The sequence below is a fragment of the Saccharothrix sp. NRRL B-16314 genome, assembly GCF_000716595.1.
Lineage (GTDB): Bacteria > Actinomycetota > Actinomycetes > Mycobacteriales > Pseudonocardiaceae > Actinosynnema.
In genome coordinates this window covers 124,491-144,665 of sequence record NZ_JNXC01000030.1, presented here as the reverse complement: position 1 = coordinate 144,665, position 20,175 = coordinate 124,491, and the positions used below count along the sequence as shown (strand labels likewise).

Sequence of the window (20,175 nt, the reverse complement as noted above, 5' to 3'; positions counted from 1 at the left end):
GCTGACCACCGAGGACGTCGAGGCCTCCGACGTCGTCATCACCATGGGCTGCGGCGACACCTGCCCCGTCTTCCCCGGCAAGCGCTACCTCGACTGGGAACTCGAGGACCCGGCCGGCCAGGGCGTCGACGCCGTCCGACCCATCCGCGACGACATCGACCGCCGCGTCCGCAACCTGCTCGCCGAACTGCTCGACTCAGCCTCGTAGGCGCCGCACGACATACCGGGCGTCGCGCCCGACGCCCCGCAACGACGCCGACGCCGACGCCGACGCCAAGGTGCGCTGCCCCTCCAGACCCACGAACCCCAACCCCCGGTGGGTCGTGGACAACCCTTCACGGTGTTGTGGATAACCGTCGGCGTCCAGCGCACCCAACGCTTCCAGATATCCCAGACCGGCCGGTAGCCGGTGGACAGCACGATCGCGTCCACCGGTTCCCGACTGCCGTCGGCCCACGTGACCCCCGACCCGTCCAGACCCGTGAATATCGGCCAGCCATCCGAGCGACCGTCCTCGATCGCGGCCCGGTACGTGCCGGCCAACAGGGCGCTGTCATGATCGACGTCCGATGCCTTCCCGAACGTGGCGACGTGCTACACAGCGCTGGCTTGCGACACGGTTGACCACGAGTTGAGTGCCGTGCCTGTGTGCGGTCGTCTAACCTTCGTGCAGCAGCGGCGGCTCGACCATGGTGAGGGTGGTAGTGACGGACGTCGAGACTGTGTCCAGGTTCGTTCTCCGGGCGCGTCGGATCGGGGCGCACTCTCTGGTGCAGGATCGGGAGGGTTTCACCGCGTACCTTGAGGGCACGGTGACCGTGCGGTTGTCCTTCGACGGCGTCGGGACCTTCGTCCGCTCGCTTCCGCCGGACGAGGAAGTGTTCGAGTCGTTGGCCGCGCGTGTGCGTCCGCTGGTGCTCGAATCGGAGCCGATCCACTACCAGCGGGTCCTCGACGCGCTGAAGCGCCTGCTCGACAACGCTCCATCCGCGACCGCTGAGCACCACGAAGAACTCGATCAGTTGGCCGCATCCTGGAAGGCGACGGCCTTGGGCACGCAGGTCCAGGCGTACGCGATGCTGAAGGCGAAGGTGGACGGCACCGACGCGACCGGCCCCATCGCGGACACGCAACTGGCCGCGGGCTGGATGTACGCCGATCTGGTGCACGCGGACGCGAAGGGGTGGAAGAAGAAGGCGTTGGCCTTCTCGCTGCGGGAGCGCTACGTCGCGGCGGTGGGTGTCTTCTCCCGGCTCGCCGCACTCGCCGTGGTGACCCTCCGGTTCGTCGAACAGTTGCACCGCACCGGCGTGATCACGATCGAGGAGCACTTCTGGGAGGACGAGGTCGTCATCGACGCGACCGAAGTCGCCGTCGAGGGAACCGCGTACCTCGCCGAACCGGGCACGGAGCCTCCGGCTCTGCACAGTACCTTCGGTCCGCCCGACGGGCCCTGGACACCTCTCACCATCACCCAGCACCTCCGGACCGATCCGGCCAACCAGGTTCGGGTGGAACTGCACGACGCCGACGGCAACCTGATCGCGGCCCACGATTCGGCCGTGGTCGAACGTCGCCGCGACGGCGATGTCCTGCACTGGCACGCCTTGGTCGCCGACGGCCTGCTGTTCCGCGTCCAGGTACGCGTGGACGGGGAGAGCACGGCCCCGATGTCGATGACGGTGGACCGGGTGGGCGAAGCCCGCCGCACCACCCTGACCGCCAATCGCTTCCTGCTGGACATGCAGCGGGCGGCGTCCCTGCGCTTCCTCGTACAAGGCGAAGTGCTGAACCAGTGGGCACCGGAACGCATGGCCCCAGACGCGCTGCACCGGCTACGGGTGGACACCGAACTGTTGCAGGACCTCACGACGTTGGAGGAGGTGACCGGACAGGTGATCGGATCGTTCACCCGACCCATGACAGTCCTCGAACGGATCCGGCTACGGCAGACGCGCCTGCTGTGGCAGGGCCGGGTCGTCCAGTGGGACCGCGCCCTGCCTCCGATGGCGTCCCCCGACGGCGTCGTTCCTCGCGCAGTGAGGATTCCCGCCACGGTGTTCGATGCCGGAGGGGTGGAAATCTCCACGCCCGAAGTGGTGATCGGCCATCCGCAAGCCACCTGGCACGACGAAGGCCCGGTACCTGATACCGGGCCGGATGCACGCATGTTCAAGGTAACTCTGCCGGAGAACACGCGATTGCTGGCGTGGGCGCCCTCGACACGCCGTGAACCACCTGAGGACATACCGCTCGACGGCGAGCCCTGGAACATCACCGGCATCGACCAGGACACGTTCCCGCGCTGACGCTCGTCCGAAAGCCGAGTTCGACGTGGGCCAGCGGGACACCACCTCTCCGGCTCGTCGTCGGGCCGGGCGGTGGCCTACAGCGTCGCTTCGGTATCGGGATGGGTGGGTGTCGTCGCGTCGGTGCTGAACCCGGCCGAGGGCGTGTGGACGCACCTCGAACGCAGCCTGACCGACTTCAGGTTGGAGGAGATCGTGACGTTCGACGGCCCCGCGCATGAGGCGCGTGTGCGTGCAGGGCTGTTGCCCACCTCGCTCACGTTGCTGGCGATGCCGACCATCTTCAGCCAGGACAGCTTGGTGGACGCGGACGGATTCGTCAAGCTGGCCAAGCAGCGCGGGCGCGAGATCACGCTGGACACCCTGCGTGAGTTGCACGGCCGAGGCCTACTGATGCCGTTGTTCCGGATCACTGACCTGCCGGTGCCGGGACGGCGGGTGGAGGTGGCGCGGTCGATATGGCCCGTCAACATCGTCGGGGAGGTCTTGTCGGCCGGGCGGGAAGGCCGCCTCCGCGATCCCTATCACGAGGGCCGCTGCCTGGACTGGCCGCACCGTCGCCCTGATGTTCCGAACGCGCGTCGTGGACGCGCCGGGTTCGCCTACTCGACCTGGCAGGTGCTCGAACTCGGTGATGCCCTGTGGGAATACCGGATGCACGAGGACTTCGGCGTGCCGGGGAACCACCGGCAGCGAGGATTTCGGCGGCGGATGGGCCTTGCCCTCACGCTTCTGTCGTCTCTCTATCTCCCGTCGGTGCTCGGACGCGCGAGTTTTCCGGCCGGCGTCGCCCAGGAGGACGTGTGGCTCGCCCGTGAGGCCCACGACGTTTTCGACCTGATCGACTCGATCGGTATTGCTGCCGGTGAGCTGCGTCCGTGGGCGGAGCGGCTGCTCGGTCGGGCCAGGAGTCGGGACCCGATGGCCGAGTGGCTGCCGATCCTGCGGCACACCAGTTTCACCGGGTGGTCCAAGCTCCGCGGCGTGCCGCTGGACTGCATGTGGGAGCGCGTCGCGGCGGAGATCCTGCTGCTGGCACACGAGGACCTGGCGGACGCGGGGAAGGTGGACCCGCTGCCGGACCTGGACGGGTACCAGGTGCGCGTCCCGCTCCACGACCGGCTGACATCGCAACACACGCAGGCCACGAGCCTGGAACGCACCTTGGGCGACTTCGGCCTGTCCCCCTATCCCAAGGTCCTCCTCCTAGTGGAGGGGGAAACCGAACTCGACCACATCGGACGGCTGCTGGCCGAGCTCGGTCTCGACCGGCCGCAGGACGTTCGGGTGCAGTCCTGCGATACCTCCAACGTCAACCCGCAGATGATCACCCGGTACATCGGCACACCACGGATAGGCCGCCCTCTCGGCGACGACAACTGGTCGCTTGACGCCACGGCAACCGCGGTGATCATCGCGATGGACCCAGAGAACAAGTGGTCAACGAGGGAGAAACGGGACAAGGAGCGGCAAACCCTGCTGGAGATGATCCGGAAGGATGTCGGCCGCCAGGGCGGAAGCATCTCCCAGGAAGACCTTGAGTACCTGGTGCGCATCCATGTGTGGGGTGAGAACAGCTACGAACTGGCGAACTTCAGCAATGACGAGCTGATCCCGGCGATCGCCTCCCTCGTCCGGGGACCGGGAGATGGGGGCACCCCAGAATGGCGAGCCACACTTGACGGCTGCCTCACCTGGGCACGCCAGAGCCGGCATGACATCGACAAAGCACTGGGGCGTGCCAAAACGGGGCACATCAGCAAACCGGCACTCGCTGATGTTCTGTGGCCTGTCCTGCGTGCGAAGCTGCACCACGAGTTGGGCGTCGGTGAGGTGGTCACTCCGGTGATCAAGTTGATCCAGCACATCCGCGAGACGCACGAGGGGGTGCGCTTGGCGAATGTTCTGCGGGGTCGCCAGGAGCCCGAGTAAGTGGTGCTACGGAGCGCTCCGCACGAGGTGTCGTGTGACAGTCGTGCAGCCCGGTCTCCAGGCGCACCTCTTCTACCCTGGACAGTCAGCTCGCAGTGACCGGACTCAACCGGAACTTGCACCTGCGGCGTTGGCGAGCGATGAGTCTGCGTGGGCCAGCTCTCGAACCACCAAGCTCTCCTCTCCCCAGTTGAGGAGCTTGTCGAACGCCTCGGGGCTCGCGACCAGAGCTGAGCCCGATGTGCGAGGCCAGGGCAAATGGTACGTGCCGGTCTCATAATGACTACGCCAGGTGATCATGGCCAATGCCGGTCCGGTGCCGTCGTGTAGTACGAACGGCTCCTCGACCGGGTGGAGAGCGAGCACCAGCCTCAACCAGAGAGTCGGTACGAGCAGCGGGTGGTGCAGACCGAGGCCGAACGGCGCGTCTGCCATGAGGTCACTGCGGTGGTCGATGCCGACCAAAGACGGATCTGGCTGGACCACGACCTGCCCGGTGAGCGGCTGGAACCAGTTCGCTGCGGCATCGTCGACGAAGAGACGGCCCTGGGAATCAGGCTGCCGGAACCCCAGCGCGCGATCGAGGCCTGACCGGCGCAGGAGATCGTCTTTCTCCGACCAGTCGGACGGCACGACATGCTCTTCGGTTGAAGCGATGATTCGCCAGCCGTGGAAGCGGCCCGTTCGCAGGATGTCGCATGACTCGGCAGGTGCCAGGGAGGACGCCGTGACGACCGTGTCAGCGGACTCCGGCCATCGTCCCCGATTCGCCACCTCGGGTGCTCCGCTCCAAATCGGATCCCCCGCCTTCGGTGGCATGATGATGTCCGGGCGAGGCTGGCGTGTGCGTTCAATCGCGAGAGGCAGTACAGGGTCATTGACGAGAACCCGCGCCAGAGAGTACTCCCACGCGGCTGGATCGGCGGGCGGTTCTCCGACAGCCAAAAGCGCGGCGCGTCCGCCCGAAGCAGCTCGTTGCAGGGCGTCCTCCACCAGTGCCGGACGGCCCGTGAACGCGTCGGCCCAGCGCTTGTGTCTGACATCGGCCAGCTCGTTTGCCTCCTTGTCGATCACCTTCATGTGCTCGTGGTCCGCCATGGCGGCGTCGACGCGGACAATGACCGCGCGGATGATGTGGGGCAACAACTCCTCCGCTGCCGTCAGGCGGTGAGCCGCCGCCACGAACGTGACCCGCGCTGCGGTGCGGTCGAGTAGTGGATCGTCATCGGGTAGCAACAACCTTCCGCTGGGGAGCAGGGCTGCGTCGGGAGGCGTCAGAGGCGGCGGAGAGGCGTGATCACCGAGGATGCGGGCTGCGAAAGCCCGTACGGTCAGGTAAGGGCTGCTGCTGTGCCGCTGAAGGATGTCCTGGCACCGGTCGGCGACCACGGAATGGGCGGTGCCGACGTCCGCGACCACTTTGAGCAGCCACGAAAGCAATGCTGGCTCGTGGAGGGCGGACAAGGTTGCGGCCAACGCGTCGGCCGCGGTCTCAGTGCGATGCAGGAGGAGAAGCTGGAAAGCCAGCAGCGCACGTCTGCGGTTCTCCTGGCCGGGATGGGCCATCGCACCGATGACACCTTCACCGAAGACCACGTTGATGTCGCCGGTGAGACGGTCGCTGACGTGCTGCGGAGGGGCGGTGTAGGAGGTGTCGGATTCGTCCTTGTCTGTCATTTTCGGAGTTCGGTGCACGATCACTGCATGTGCGGCGTCCCAGGCGGCGAAGGCGAGGTCGAGTGGCCTCTGACGAGGGCACAGCCCGCCCGCGATGCTGCCGTGTATCAACGCTTGGCTGACACCGATGGAACCGCCGCCGCTTCCCGCGACGACCCGGGCGACCTCGGACACGACGGTAGCCCACGCTGTGTCCGCATCAAGGCGCGTGGCATGTCGGAGCGAGTCCAGTTCAGTCTGGCCGCCGAAGTTCATCCAGCCGTCATGTGCGCGGGTGCGGGTCCACACCAGGGTGAACGCGACAGCCCCAAGTCGGAGGTGGCCGTGACGCTCAAGCCCTTCACCGAGAGATACGAGAAGGCTGGTCTGATCGAGCGGTTTGAGGACACCGGCCAAGCTGTGCAACGCCGCTTCTGCATGCTGTTCGTCCCCGGCTTGTGCAAGTTCGACCAGTCGGTAGCCGATGATGTTGGCGAACCGTTCAGGTGCCCAGTCCAGGGCGTCCGACTCGTATGGACGGCGGCGCCAAGCGCGGATGGCCCGGGCGAGACCGTTCGCGCCACCAGGGAATCCGTCGACCACGGTCTGCTGAGCAGCCGCACGTGTGGTGTTTCGCGCCTTGAGGGACCGAAGTGTGTCCTGCTGTCCACCTTGCTCGTTGACCACGGTCTGCTGGGCTGCCGCACGTGCCCTGCTTCGCGCCTTGAGGGACTGAAGTGCATCCTGCTGTCCATCTTGCTCGTTGACCAGGGGCTTGGCATCGATCAGCGGAGCGTTCACGCGGGCAGCGACGGTGTTGATGGCCTCGACTCGTGCGGTGTCCTCAGCGATCAGTTCATGCCCGTTGCTGTACGGATGGCGTAGTGGGCGTTCATCTGCGCGAGCGAGGAGAAGGGTGAGTAGTTGCCCAGGAAGATCCGCGCCTGTGCCGTCGGCGATGTCAACGAGGCGTTCCACCATGGCCCGATCCGCGTCGTCGAACGGCATGGGCAAGGCCAGCCGAAGTGCGCCGGCGACAACAGGATCGGCGTGTTGGTGCCAGGTTCGCCACAGGTCTTCGAGTGCGTCGCTATAGAGGTCGTTCAGATGCCCGCAGCGTTGGAGCAGCGAGGGTACGGCCAACCCGATGAGCCCGGCGGGGTCGGCCTCGGCGAGAAGAGTCCACCATTGCGGCCAGGAGCTGCGAGTGTCCTTCCCGTCTGTATGGCGCACGACCTGTTTGCAGGTCGACTGCACTTGCGCAAGCCGAAGCCGGGCACGGGCGGGGTCGGCGGCGATGAGCTGTGGCAGCGGGTCGAGAACCTCGTAGATGGTTAGGTCTCTGCGGAAGCCGTAGGCGGTCATGAGGCGGCATGCCTGGTTCCAGTGGATCTCGGCCTGGCCGGTGTCACCGCACACGATCGCGAATCGCGCGGCCATGAGTCGGTACTCGGCCAAAATCGAGTAGTACCGGTTCCCTCCGCCTTCGGCGAGCGCGTGGTCGATCAGCTCGCGAGTGGCTTGCCGTCGAGCTGGGGTCGTCGTCGACTCGATCGCCAGCGCCAGCAGGAAGTCAGGGGTAATGGGGCCGGCGTCCTGGCCGCGAAGGGAGACACCGACACCTTCGGTGACCTCTCGGAGGATGGTCAGGGCCGCCGGCCAGGTGTCGTCGTCGAGTAGGGAGACAGCCCGACGGAGGGTATCCTTGATCTGGTCCTGGATCGGGTAGAGATCACAAGCCCGTGGTTTGCCGGTGAACGGGTCGAGATCGCCGGTGAGGTGGCGAAGGGCGTCCAGTGCGCGCTGCGGACGGTCGGTCTCGGCAGCTTCCGCCTGTACCAGCGCTACAACGAACCTCAGCCAACAGCGGTACCAACCCTCGCCGTCGAGCATGCCTTCCAGCGTCGGAAGGATGTCCGGGATGCGGTGAGCGGCGATCGCGCATCGGTCGAGCCAGGTCAACACCGTCTCTTCCTCATGGATGGCGCTTCGGCTGGTCACCTTGCGGGTGCTCTCCACGAGCTGCGTTCGTGCGTCCCTTTCTGCAATGTCCCCTACATCGTCCGGGGCGACGCCGAGCCCGATCAGGCGGTGGGCACTACCTGGCGCGTAGTGCTGTGTCGCAAGCGGGACCAGTCGGGCGAGAAGCGCGTGGGTGTCGGGGCCTGCCAATCGACGTGCGACTTCTGCCAGGGCCAGTGCTGCTGCCGCAGGACTGTTGAGGTGGTCGACGAGCTCCGCGGTGAGCTGCACCCCGATCACGTCTGCCACGACGGGAATGAGGTCGTCGTAAGACAATCCGGTGTCGTCCAGGAAGCGGGCGATGCGGTCGTGCCACGGCCGCTTCGACTCATCACCGATCTCGGCTTGCCGCATCTGACCTCGTACCCAGGCCAGCGCGACCACGTGGTCGGAGTCGCCCATGTAGCGCGTGTCGTCGTTGGCATCCCATTTCGCGAAGGCGGGGATGTAGTCCTTCCAGGGAGCCACGGCGCCTGCGGCGTCGATGGCAGCGCACAGTTGCAGCCCGTCGCGTGGCGGCACTGCGATCTTGCCTTCGAACATGAGTCTGCCGGCGAACTCCTCGCTTCCCAGCAACGTCAGGGGGACGTCGATATAGTCCGCCACGAAGGAGCCCAAGCGCTCGTACTCGAACGACTGTGCCGCACGCGCCAGTTCGACACATCGGACCAGCATCGGCAGGTTCTGCCGGCGCCCGGCACAGCTCGTCGCGACCACCAGGTTGGCCGCGATCGCCGACGCGGGATGGCCGTGCGCCACGGCGTTGGTCGCGAAGTCGACGTCGATTAGGTCGAGCACCTCGTCATCGCGTCCAGCAGCGGCCAGTGTCGGCAGCAGGAAGCGGAACGCGCGCTCGTCGCGGTAGAACCCTCGTGCTTCAAGCCAGTCGACGACGAAGCGGAGGTTGGCAGTCAGGGCACGCGGGTGGGTTTCCATGCGTCGGCGCAGGAAACGCGCGAAGGATTCGTGATAGACCCGCAGTCCGCCCTGCGTGGCACGCTCGACCAGAACCGGTGCCAGGGTCACCAGCGCGTCGTCCAGCCAGTGGGCAAAGTCCGGCCTCATCTCGGCCAACTCGGTTCTGTCCATCGGAAAATCCAGGAGTCCCAGCACGTCCGCGATCGTCGAAGCCGGCCCGAGTGCGACGGTCAGGTGGTCGTAGTAGTTCTCCAACGTGCCGTCAAAAGGCGGGAGGGCGTGGAGAACGGCCTCGGGATCCGCTGGCGAGTATGGTCGGACCAGGACTTCACGGCAGAGGTAGGTGGCGTACAGAGCGTTGCCGCGCGACCGTTCCTCAAGCAGAGCAAGGAAGCCGTCGGCCTGCCGCTCGTCCACGGGCACGCCCGCGCCGTCCGGACCGACGACACCGAGCTTCGCCGCCAGCGCGGCCAGTTCGGCTTCCGTCAAGCTGGGAATCTCCCCGATAAGAGCACCTGCATCCCGTAGCGGAGCAAGGTGATCGCCGGGTTGGCTGAGCACGATCAGGGCGCTGCCTGCCGGGAGGTCCAAACCAGCCAGAGCAGAGGCCAGAGCGGCAGAAGGATCGGAGCCCGGCCGGGCAGGCAGGATCCGTGCGACATGATCAAGGCCGTCGACGACTAGGGCGACCCGACGGTCGCTTCGAGCAGTGACAGATCGTGTGACCGCGTTGGCCAAGGCCACGTCATCCGCGGCATACCGTGGCCTTTGGGCTTCGACCAAACTCGGGTCGGCTTCTGCCAGCCGCCCCAGCAGGCTTCCGAACACGGCCTCCGCCTGGACACGCTCGTCGCGCTCGTCAAGTGTGTCGTTGAGGTAGCAGTAGTGCTCGGCAACCAGCCAGCCGGCCGAGACCAGGTCACGGACGAGCCGATCGCATGCCCAGGATTTGCCCTGGCCGGGAGGCCCGGTGAGCACCAATGGAACACCCTGCGACGCCGCCTGTGCCGCCAGTGCGCGGAGGTCCGCCACAGTCGTCCGGCGGTCGACCTCGATCGAGGGATCAACCGGGTGGACTCGGGACACAGCGCCGAAATCCCGCCTCAACTGCGCACGTTGCAGCATAGTCTCGGCCGTTGGGGTGCTCAGTCCCTGGCGCGCTTGCCGCGCGAAGGTCGTGAACGCCTCTGCCACGTCCTCCGCGGACCGTCCCGTGTTGGGATACGATTCCGCGCCAATCTCCGCGCGGACTCTCGTCAGGAGGATCCGCTCTGCTGGCCCAGGCACGCTCATGTCCCCGCTCGACATGGGCGCCTCGACTTCGATGACCAGCCGGGCGCACAGCCACGCCAGGTCAGCCCTGTCGACCGTCTTCGGGCCCGAGCTAAGGAAATCGAATCGAGAACGTTCAGTTTTCTTTGCGGGTCCGGACTGGTGCGGTTCGAGCGGCCAGAGCCGGTCGGCGTCGAACCGCAGCCGCCGCGTCTGCATGCCTGAGATGAAAGGACCAGGGTCGGGGATGGCGGGCACCAGGACAGCGGTGAGGGCCTCGTCGACGGGTCGGGTGTCCCGAAGAACGACGCGGAAAGCGAGGTCGGACGCGGCGCTGCCTGGACCGTCCCGATCAGCCACAGCGGCCGCCACCAGGCGATCGAGTCGGAGATCGCGTCCGTCGGTGGTGAAGGTGTCCACCGTCAACGGTCTGTCGTCGTTGTCGGTGTGCTTGAACTGCGTGCGTTCACGCCGTCCGTCGACGGTGATCACCGTGAGATCGTCGAATCGGTCGTCGTCCACATGCTTGACGTCGACGTGTGCAGCGGAAAGCGTTCCCAGTACAAGATCAACCAAGCGGCTCGCGGTCAATAGATCCTGGTACTCGTACCCGCGATGGGCTGCCTGGAGGTTGGGCATCGGATCAGGTTAAGCGATCGTTCAACATGTCGTGACCGCGGTAGCAGACTGACACGAAGCAACTGACCCATCCGCTCATTCCGCTGACGGTTAGCCCTGTCGGGTGGAATTCCGCTGCCCTGTTCGGGTGACGTCAGGTCATCCTTGGCAGAATCGGCCGATGGCCGGTTCCGCAAACTTGACGACCTTGCGCGAAGCTCTCGACTTCCTGCCGCGACACTTGAGAGAGTCGGCCACGCATGCCAAGTTGGCCGCCGACTGCGAAGCCCTCGGTATGCCGACGCCCCCGCCGGAGCAGGAGGGGACGAACTTCCGGCGGGTGACGGCCAGCTTCGCGGGCCTGCCGGATTCGGCTCGGGTGGAGGTCGCACAGAAGGTGCTGGCCACCGGCTCGCTGCCTGCCGAGCAGCGCACCAGCGTCGAGGACGCGCTGTGGGGGTTGAGTGGTCTTCCCCGCGCGAGCGGGGGTGGTCCGTCCTCCTGGCCCGTGAGCTTGCCGTCGGAGGCGTCTTCCCCGCGCGAGCGGGGGTGGTCCCGAGAAGGTCAAGGAGATCGCGGCGTCGGCCGGGTCTTCCCCGCGCGAGCGGGGGTGGTCCCGAATCCCGCCTGGGCTACCTGCCCGCCAGCTCGTCTTCCCCGCGCGAGCGGGGGTGGTCCCTACGGGCAGGCCCGCAGGCGGTTCGCCGACGGCGTCTTCCCCGCGCGAGCGGGGGTGGTCCGGTCCACGAGGTCTCCCCGGTGATGCTCGGTGCGTGTCTTCCCCGCGCGAGCGGGGGTGGTCCCAGGTCGACGCAGACCAGGCCGACTGCACACGGGTCTTCCCCGCGCGAGCGGGGTGGTCCCGGCTGCGGAGACGTCCGAAGGGTAGGCCGCCGGTCTTCCCCGCGCGAGCGGGGGTGGTCCCCCGAGGTAGTCCACGACCTCGCGCGGCAGCCGGTCTTCCCCGCGCGAGCGGGGGTGGTCCCTTCCGCCGGGGCGAGTCCTTCGGCCTACAAGTCTTCCCCGCGCGAGCGGGGGTGGTCCCGTCGACCTGTTCGGGTGCGCCGGATCGACCGCGTCTTCCCCGCGCGAGCGGGGGTGGTCCCGCCCGATCGGCGATTTCCTCCAGCTCTACCTCGTCTTCCCCGCGCGAGCGGGGGTGGTCCGGGGATGGCGCGGTTGAGGGCGCAGATCGCGACGTCTTCCCCGCGCGAGCGGGGGTGGTCCCGGCCGACGCCGGCCACCGGTGGCGAACAGCCAGTCTTCCCCGCGCGAGCGGGGGTGGTCCGATTGGTGCGCGCTTTCGCGATTACCGCGTGATGTCTTCCCCGCGCGAGCGGGGGTGGTCCGGTAGGCGACTTCCGCGTAGCCGCGGCGGTGCAGTCTTCCCCGCGCGAGCGGGGGTGGTCCGGCCGAGTCGCTGATCGAGGCCGCACACGACAGGTCTTCCCCGCGCGAGCGGGGGTGGTCCGGCGTCGGTCTGGGCACCGCACACCACGCAGGTGTCTTCCCCGCGCGAGCGGGGGTGGTCCGTACGTCGGCCCGGTCGCCAAGTCGATCGGTGTGTCTTCCCCGCGCGAGCGGGGGGTGGTCCGGCGGCGAAGCCATCATCGGTGCGCTCGTCGCCGTCTTCCCCGCGCGAGCGGGGGTGGTCCCTGGATCATCGATCGGCTCAACTGGTTGATCGAGTCTTCCCCGCGCGAGCGGGGGTGGTCCCGCGTACGGAGTGCCCGCCCCGCTGCTCAACGAGTCTTCCCCGCGCGAGCGGGGGTGGTCCGCCCACCGACGTCGGCAAGTACGTCAAGCCGCTCGTCTTCCCCGCGCGAGCGGGGGTGGTCCGGTGAGCCGCTGCACGGTGTTGCCGTCCTCGTCGTCTTCCCCGCGCGAGCGGGGGTGGTCCGTTCTCCGGCCGCGCCCACACGATCTCACTGTCGTCTTCCCCGCGCGAGCGGGGTGCTCCGTCACGACGTTGGACGACGTGTTCGAGGTGGACGTCTTCCCAGCGAAGCGGGTTGGTCCGCTGCCCGATGTCACCAGCCGGATCAGTGACACGTCTTCTCGGGATGAGTGCGGGCAGCCGAGCAAGAACCCGATCGGACAGCGATGACGTGGTATCACCAGCAGCCGCTCGAAATGACCAACCGGGGTCCGTAGCTGGACGGGTTGTCCGGCCGTCACCCGATGGCCGGACAACCACAACTCCCTACAGCCCTTCCGATACTCCGAGCACCGCCCGCAACGGGTGTTCCTCCACCTCCTCGTGCACTGTGACCGCCAATGGGTGTCGGATGCCGGTCATGGCCTGCAACGCCGTCGCCACCTCCGGAAGGCTCGCCTTGACATAGGTGTAGGTCGCGCCGTGCGTGTTGGAGACGGGCCCGACGTGTCCGGCGTAGGCGCGCGCCACCGCGAATCCGAAGTTGCGTTCCACCCACGTCAGTGTGGTGTGCCGCAACCAGTGAGTGCTGATCATCCGGGTGTGGACCGTGTCCACGTGCCTGCCGATGCGTCCCCACAGCGTCTCGTAACGCTTGCGGGTCAACGGATCACCGTCGAGGTAGCGCAGCACCGGGCTGTCCTGCTCCCGGGCACCGCGCTGGTGGGCGTGGTGCAGAAGGCTCGCCATCAGCGGTGGGGACACCGGCTGCCACCGGAAGGTCGCCCCTTTCTCCCGCAGCAGCACCAGACACCGCTCCGCGTCCAGATCCCGCAGCCGCAACCCGAGCGCGCCGCCGCGGCGGGCTGCGGTCTCGATGTGGAACCGCAGCAGCAACGCGTCCAACCCCGGGTCGTTGCCGGTGGTCGAGGCGACCTCCTGGATCGTCGCCATCAGGGCCGGGTCCAGGCTGTGGCGGCGTGACCGCACCCGTTTCGGTTTCGCGACGCGCAGCATGACGTTCTGCCGGACGGTCAGGATCTCCTCCTCCATCGCGTACCGGTACAGGCACAACAACGCGCTGTAGGTGTGCTCGGCCGCGCTCTGACCGCCGTTGCCCGACCTGCGCACCACCACCCCGGCCCGGACCGACTCGAACAACCCCTGGACATCGGCCACCGTGACCTCGTCCAGCCGCCGCTCGCCCCATACCGCGACGATCTTGCGCCAATACGTGCCGTACACCCGCCGCGACGGCGCCGGAACCGCACCCGCCACCACCGGCACGAACTCCGCGAACGTCGGCACCCGCCGCACCACCGGCACCACACCACCGGACTGGGCGCGCTCTGCCACCAACGCGTCGAGATCCACCAGATCCTCGATGCGCAGATTCATCCGCGCCAGGAACTGCGCGGCCATCGCCACGTCCGTCGGATCGGGAACGGAGTCAGCCACGACGCCCACTTCCCGACCCCGCGGATCCGGCGGCGGGCCGCGACACCGCTCCCCCGGCCTGCACCGCCCTGTCGGACGAACCGCCGCCGGAACCACCGACGTGAACCCCCACGGCACGGGCGGCGTCCACAAGCCGACGCGGATCGGGCAAAGCCCGGTCCAACCTCTCCTGACCGCAGATCACCAGCGCCGACAACTCCGGCACCGCCCGCACCAGCACCAGCTCGCGCTCACCGAGGCAGCACCAGCGCCGGACCGCGACCGGAATGTGCAGCAACCGCCGGGCGTTCAACCGGTACTCGCCGCCTCTGGCCCGGCGCACCACGACGGTCCCGGCATGCACGGCGATGTCGATCCGCGTTCCCGCCTCCCAGCCGAGAACGTCGAACACCACGCCACGTCAACCGGCCCTTGTGATCCAGCACCGTCGTGCAATAGCGGCGCAGGTGCCGCAGACGGAGGGGCGGGAGTTCACCCGGACCGGGCGCGGGCGTGCGCCGCAGATCCAATTCCCGCCGACCTGCGGGCTCTGCCGGTGGCGTGCCCACGCCACCCCGAATCGGGCGTCCGTTCACCGTCGACGGGCTGTCGCCGGGCGCAGAGCTGGGAACGCGGCCGGGCACGCGGCCGGGTACGAGCGGCGCGATGATCCGGTCACTCACCGCAGCCACCCCGCACGGGGTGACCCGACCCCGGGGACGACTTGAACCCCCGGCCGCATGCTGCGATCGGGGGTCGGTACTGCGATGATGCGTGGTGGGAAGATTCCCACGTTTGAGTGTCCGAGGAGCGACTTACGCACTATCCACACGCCTCGCACTTCGCTGATTTCGGGTGGAGGGCTTGGGGGCCTGCGATTTTCCGAAGCAGTCCGGTTAAGAGCGTGCCTCATGTCGCGTTGGCGAGTGTTTAAAGCAGGTCAGTGTCGCTGCGAGGGTGAGGAAGTCGGTGCGGAGGTCGGCGCACGGCGTTCGTACCGAATCGCGGGGATGGCCCTGACCGGGGGTCGCAGTCGTTGATGTTGGCCCCGGACATCGCAGCTGCCAGCGGCAGGCCGGCGCGGTCGGGTCAGGACGTGGATCTCGGAGCCGGGGTTGGCCGTCGGTCGACCGGATTGCGACCGATGAAGGCCCCCGTTTGGTCCCGCACGGTAGCCGCGTCGACCACCGTGCGGAACCAGTCGTCCATTAGCCCGCGTAACCCAACTCGTCCAGCACCGCCCGGTGCAACCGGCGCCAGAGTCCGGCTTGGGTCCAGGCGAGGAACCAGCGGTGCGCGGCGAACGGGGGGCGGCCGATCTGGCTTCCTCAAGCGTTCGCTACACCGCATCGAGTAGCAAGGCGAAGCGTGCGCAAAAGTACCAGAAGCCTCTTCGCACATGGTGAACTGCGAGCGACAGACCCGGATCGATTAGCAATTCGAGCTGAGCTGATCGTTTACCGCTTTCGAAACTAAATAAGAATACATCGTTTACCATTCGGAAAGTGCGCTTCTCAGACAAATGTCCGGCCGCGATATATCTGGCCATCATAATACGCATGCACCATCCCTCGACGCGCCGGGATTGTGAGGATCCGGCGACTTACGTTCCGGATGCGGTACCATATGACACACATCACGATCCGACAATGGAATATCGAGGACAGCGTGCCACATTATAACCTTAATTCACTCGGTAGTGCCGAGTTTGAGAAGCTCACACAATCACTCCTTAAAGCGGTGATCGGCGACGGCACGATCACTTTTGGCGCCGGGAAGGACGGCGGGCGGGAGGCTACTTTTTCCGGTGCGGCACCGTATCCATCTCCATCGGAACCGTGGTCAGGAAGCTGGATTTTTCAAGCGAAGTTTCACGACACAAACCTTATTGGTGTTGATAAAGCTCGGAAAGAAGTTATACAAGAACTTAATAGTGAGCTCGAAAAAATCACCGAAAAGTACAAGCATCGATGCGACAACTACATCCTCATCACAAATGTTCCATTGACAGGCGTGGCAGGTACGGGGAATATTGACGTCATCGAAAATAGTGTCAAGACGAAATACCGGACTGCGGTGCCGAACATTCACATCTGGAGCGGAGATGACGTCGATAAACTCCTAGAGAAGTACTCGAATATCCGCACTGCTTATATGCATTTCCTCGTTCCTGGCGATCTGATTGCCCAGCTGATGGGAAACCACATCGAAAGAGGCAACGATATCGCACTAACGATCAGAGATTACATAAGTACCCAGTATGGGCGCGAGCAGAACGCTCAATTAGACCAAGCAGGGGACGTATCAGAGGAGCCGGTCCGACTGCAGCAGGTTTTCTTCGACTTGATGGCAACGATATCGGTCCCGCCTCGCGAAAAACTCAAGTCGGATGCTTCCGAACAGCTTCGCCGTATCTTGCAGAACAAGGCGCTCTCCGGCAGTACGCTGCACGAGTCCGTAGTTTCACCGCTACAACTACTTGTTTCGGAAATCGCCAGTAAAATGGTTATTGTGGGTGGCCCAGGGGAGGGCAAATCAACGATCGGACAATATCTGGCACAATTGCACCGTAGCAGCATCCTTTCGAAAGTCAATGAAGTAGCGATTGGCGAGAACTTCATCCCTGTTGTGCCTCGCATCCCCTTCAGAATTACTCTACGCGATTTTGCTCAATGGCTTGCCCGTCACGCGGACGATTCCCTCACTAGCTTTCCGTCGCTCGATGAGTACCTCGTATTCCAGGTGCAGCAAGCGTCTAAAAGGGCTCTCACCGTCAATGAGCTGCACAAGATCATCCGCACGAACCCCACTCTTCTTATTCTTGATGGTCTTGACGAGGTCAGCGGCCATCAAATCCGAAAAATTGTACTCGACCGTGTCGGCGAATTCACCGATCGGTGCCTCAATAGCCTTGAAGCTGACATGCAAATACTGGCATCGACTCGGCCCACTGGTTACAGTCATGAGTTCGATCCTCAACGATACCTACACTTCCATCTCGCTAAACTCAACCATGCACAAGTACGACGTTACGTCGGACGATGGATCGTAGCCAAAGAGCTGGATGACAATAAGGGCGAGCGCCTTAGGTCAAGCATAGATGAGTGTTTGGCTGATCCTCAGATCAGCCTACTGACGAACACTCCACTCCAAGTAACAATTTTATTGTTGATCATCTCTGGGGGTGGGACGCCACCACGGCAGCGTGAGGCGCTATTCAATGAGTACCTGGATATCATTTTTAGACGTGAGACCGCTAAGGGTAAGAATATCATTAGTTCCGAGAAGGAAAAGCTCGTTGGCTTGCATAAGTACGTGGGATACCTGCTTCATCAACGTACTACCGTTGCCCAAGAGGCGGGCTCTGAGCTAAATCGTGAAGAGTACGAACGTACGGTGGGCGACTACTTGCGCTTCTGTGACCCCTTCACGCCGCCAGCAACTCGCCAGGCTGAAATATATGGCCTGACGAGAGAGGCTGGTGAACGGCTAGTTTTGATCGTCGAGAAGCGACAGGATACCTTCGGATTTGAACTTCGCTCTATCCAGGAATTTTTCGCGGCATGTCACCTCGCGGACACTTCCGCTGACACGATCCAGCGATACAAACGCTTCGACGCCATCGCCAAGTTGGATCATTGGCGAAATGTTGCATTGTTCTTCGCTGGTCGAGTAGGACGAAACTACTCCGGCGAATCAGCCAACATCATCGAAGCCTGCAGGAACCTCAATCGAGATTCAATCGGATCTCATATTAAGGCAGGCAGTTTACTCGCCCTCGAACTTGCTGCCGACCGTGCCTTCAACCACAACCGGAGGCAACAAAAGAATCTTCTTGAAATTGGTTGCGATATCATCTCAAAGAGCCTTTCACGTCGGCGTCGAGAGGGCATCCAAGGTCTATTTGACCGTCTACCGAAAGAAGACGTCGAAGACCTTCTTTTGTCAGTACTCGACCAACGTATTGACCTCCTATCCGCCGAGCACCTCACACAGGTGCCGTACATTCTTGACCGTTTGGGTGCTCCATCCTCGATGATGGTGGGTGTCATCGATAAGCTAAAGAACGATCCCGATTGCCGTAGAGCAGTTTTCGAAGCAGCTGTTTCGATTGGCCTGCGGCGGGACGAGTTCCCAGGAGTATTCCTCCTGGCAACCGGCGAGATGTCAGTCCATGATCTTGGCGTAGTACTTGCAACAGCACCCTGGGCCAACGTATTGAATGCAGTAGCCGATATGTTGACCGACGGCGTATCTGTTGATTTGGTGGACGGGGCGCTACTCCACAGCCTGCAATACTACGGTATCTCGAATAGAATATCACCTGAAGATCTTGTCACAGCTCTCGATCACGCAGTGGACGAGTGGTCAGAGGATACTCGTGAAATAGCGCTCCATGCGACCAGCATTCTGTATGTGATTAAGTCGCACGACACAATGCATCGGCACTGGAGGCCATCGGAGCGCGATGAGATCCAGGAACGTCTGCGAATCGCGTTGAACGCTATCCCTCAGAGAATTATCGACGGTTCGTGGTTTCTTGAGCGAACGTCATTGGATCTTGAATCCACCAGCTGTCTTGAGGCTGTTGTCTGGACTGTCCACCTCACCCGCGGTAACGTGACGCTGGAGTCGGCGAACGCGTTCTTGCAGACGGCTCGCGCTCATAAGGATCATCGATGCTTGTTCGTACAGAAATCTATGCTCATTCCGGATCTAGTGTACATGTTGACTGCAGCGGTTCCCGGGAAAGTGTCAATGACGGATGCCGCCGCTGCACTTTCACAGTTCTTCGGCTCTGCTGGCCGAAAGAAGTGGGACTTGGCTGTAGGACAAGCGCAAAGGCGCCTAAGTGTGCTCCCGGAATCCGAGCAGAAGAAGTTCCTTCAGGCAGGATTGATCGGCCTGTCTGAAAGTTCGCGTGCGAAATTTGTAGGCGACCTGCCTGAGGCTGTTACTGAGGCTGTTGAGAGCCGACTGGTTGAGGCGGCAGGCCGAAAATATGATGATAGGCGTCGGCTCGACTTCGACGCTCTACGGCTGGTGGTCGACAATATCAAAAATGGCGGAACATTTGGACCCACTCAAAGAAGCGTTCTCGCACGGCTTGGGGACCGCATCCCCTCTCCCCCTGATGCAAAAAGCGTGTCAGTCGTATCCGACTACCTTGAGTATCTACTGGAAGGCTACACGGAACCCAACTACATCAACCCGGCGGTAAGCATTTTTTGCTCCCACTATCATGTAGACGCCATCAAGATGCAATTCACTGACCGTGTACTCGACTTCTCGGGCCGACATCATGCAGGGCAGGAATGGTATGCATATATCGGCCCAAACAGTAAGAATGCAAAGCTAATTCTACAAGACTTGCTTCCGATGATTGTACTGACGCCGGAAAACGATTGCCGTGATGGCGCTCTCGCGCTGTTGATTAGCCTGTCCAAGACAATGCAACTCATGGCGCCGCATCTGAGGCGTGTGGTGGGCGTTCGCTTCAGCGGCTTCGTGTCGCTCCACCGAAGGCTTTCCTCTGTAGCTACCACGGATGCGGAGCGCAGGCTTGCTCTATTGTTGTTCTGCTATCGGAAACCGTCTAACGACGCCGATTGGGACGTAATCTTGCGATTGCTCAGTTCGCTTGACGACGACATTGTCACAAGGTTTGTTGACTTTGCTTTGTCGACGCGTTCATCGGATAATGGGTCGTCGGAACGCTGGCTCACCCTCTTCGTATCGCTTCTCTCGGCCAGGAGAAGTTCCGCGACTGCCCCATCTATTGTCGATGCAATTTCTACGTTGCATTCGGAAGGTAACCAGAGTATCGCCGGAGAAGAGGCGGATCTTGACTTGCCGCTACCTGAGCAGAGGTGATGGTTTCTGGCGTACCGCTGCTTGAATCGATCGACGCTTCGGACCGATTCAAGCAGCGGTACGCGAACTTTTCGCGAAGTGGGCAGCCATTACGGTGTGATCACTTCACACCTCATGTGACTTTTTAGTTAATTCTGACACCTCTTCGTGTGGTTACAGAATTGGACTAGGTTCGTTTTGCTGCGGATATTGGATTGCTCGATTCTGCGATGACCCTCTATGGCGTGTTAGGTCACCTCCTGGTCATCCACGTGGGCTGAT

Annotated in this window: 7 protein-coding genes, 1 pseudogene and 1 CRISPR repeat array; of the genes and pseudogenes, 4 read left to right on the top strand and 4 right to left on the bottom strand. The window is 63.8% G+C overall.

Translation table 11 applies throughout. The features are described 5' to 3' along the window. The 3 genes from OQ02_RS31660 to OQ02_RS31650 all read left to right on the top strand — a co-directional run. The coding region (locus OQ02_RS31660) for a hypothetical protein (protein ID WP_033442288.1) at positions 1-208 on the top strand (208 nt) is incomplete at its 5' end. Between the two features lie 604 nt (positions 209-812). Beyond that, positions 813-2,309 (top strand): hypothetical protein, encoded by a 1,497-nt coding sequence (locus OQ02_RS31655; protein WP_231500311.1) that lies wholly within the window; start codon positions 813-815, stop codon positions 2,307-2,309. Between the two features lie 72 nt (positions 2,310-2,381). After that, positions 2,382-4,241, top strand: a complete 1,860-nt coding sequence (locus OQ02_RS31650; protein WP_156077435.1) for a hypothetical protein — start codon at positions 2,382-2,384, stop codon at positions 4,239-4,241. Positions 4,242-4,346: 105 nt separating this feature from the next. Here OQ02_RS31650 and OQ02_RS31645 read toward each other — a convergent pair whose 3' ends face one another. The 4 genes and pseudogenes from OQ02_RS31645 to OQ02_RS47290 all read right to left on the bottom strand — a co-directional run. Beyond that, positions 4,347-10,748, bottom strand: a complete 6,402-nt coding sequence (locus OQ02_RS31645) for an ATP-binding protein (protein ID WP_033442285.1) — start codon at positions 10,746-10,748, stop codon at positions 4,347-4,349. A 446-nt stretch (positions 10,749-11,194) separates the two neighbouring features. Then, positions 11,195-12,627: a CRISPR direct-repeat array (repeat unit 28 nt; unit sequence GTCTTCCCCGCGCGAGCGGGGGTGGTCC). Between the two features lie 303 nt (positions 12,628-12,930). Next, positions 12,931-14,061, bottom strand: coding sequence for a tyrosine-type recombinase/integrase (locus OQ02_RS31640; protein ID WP_231500310.1), 1,131 nt, complete (start codon positions 14,059-14,061; stop codon positions 12,931-12,933). Next, complete coding sequence (locus OQ02_RS31635; protein WP_156077434.1) at positions 14,054-14,452, bottom strand: hypothetical protein; 399 nt, start codon at positions 14,450-14,452, stop codon at positions 14,054-14,056. Before OQ02_RS31635 ends, OQ02_RS31640 begins: the two co-directional genes overlap by 8 nt. 620 nt (positions 14,453-15,072) lie before the next feature. Further along, a pseudogene (locus tag OQ02_RS47290) lies at positions 15,073-15,338 on the bottom strand (IS5/IS1182 family transposase); the annotation flags it as partial. A gap of 328 nt (positions 15,339-15,666) precedes the next feature. Here OQ02_RS47290 and OQ02_RS44320 point away from each other — a divergent pair. Next, positions 15,667-19,914: an NACHT domain-containing protein gene (locus tag OQ02_RS44320; protein ID WP_156077433.1), complete on the top strand. Its 4,248-nt coding sequence runs from the start codon at positions 15,667-15,669 to the stop codon at positions 19,912-19,914. Positions 19,915-20,175: the final 261 nt, after the last annotated feature.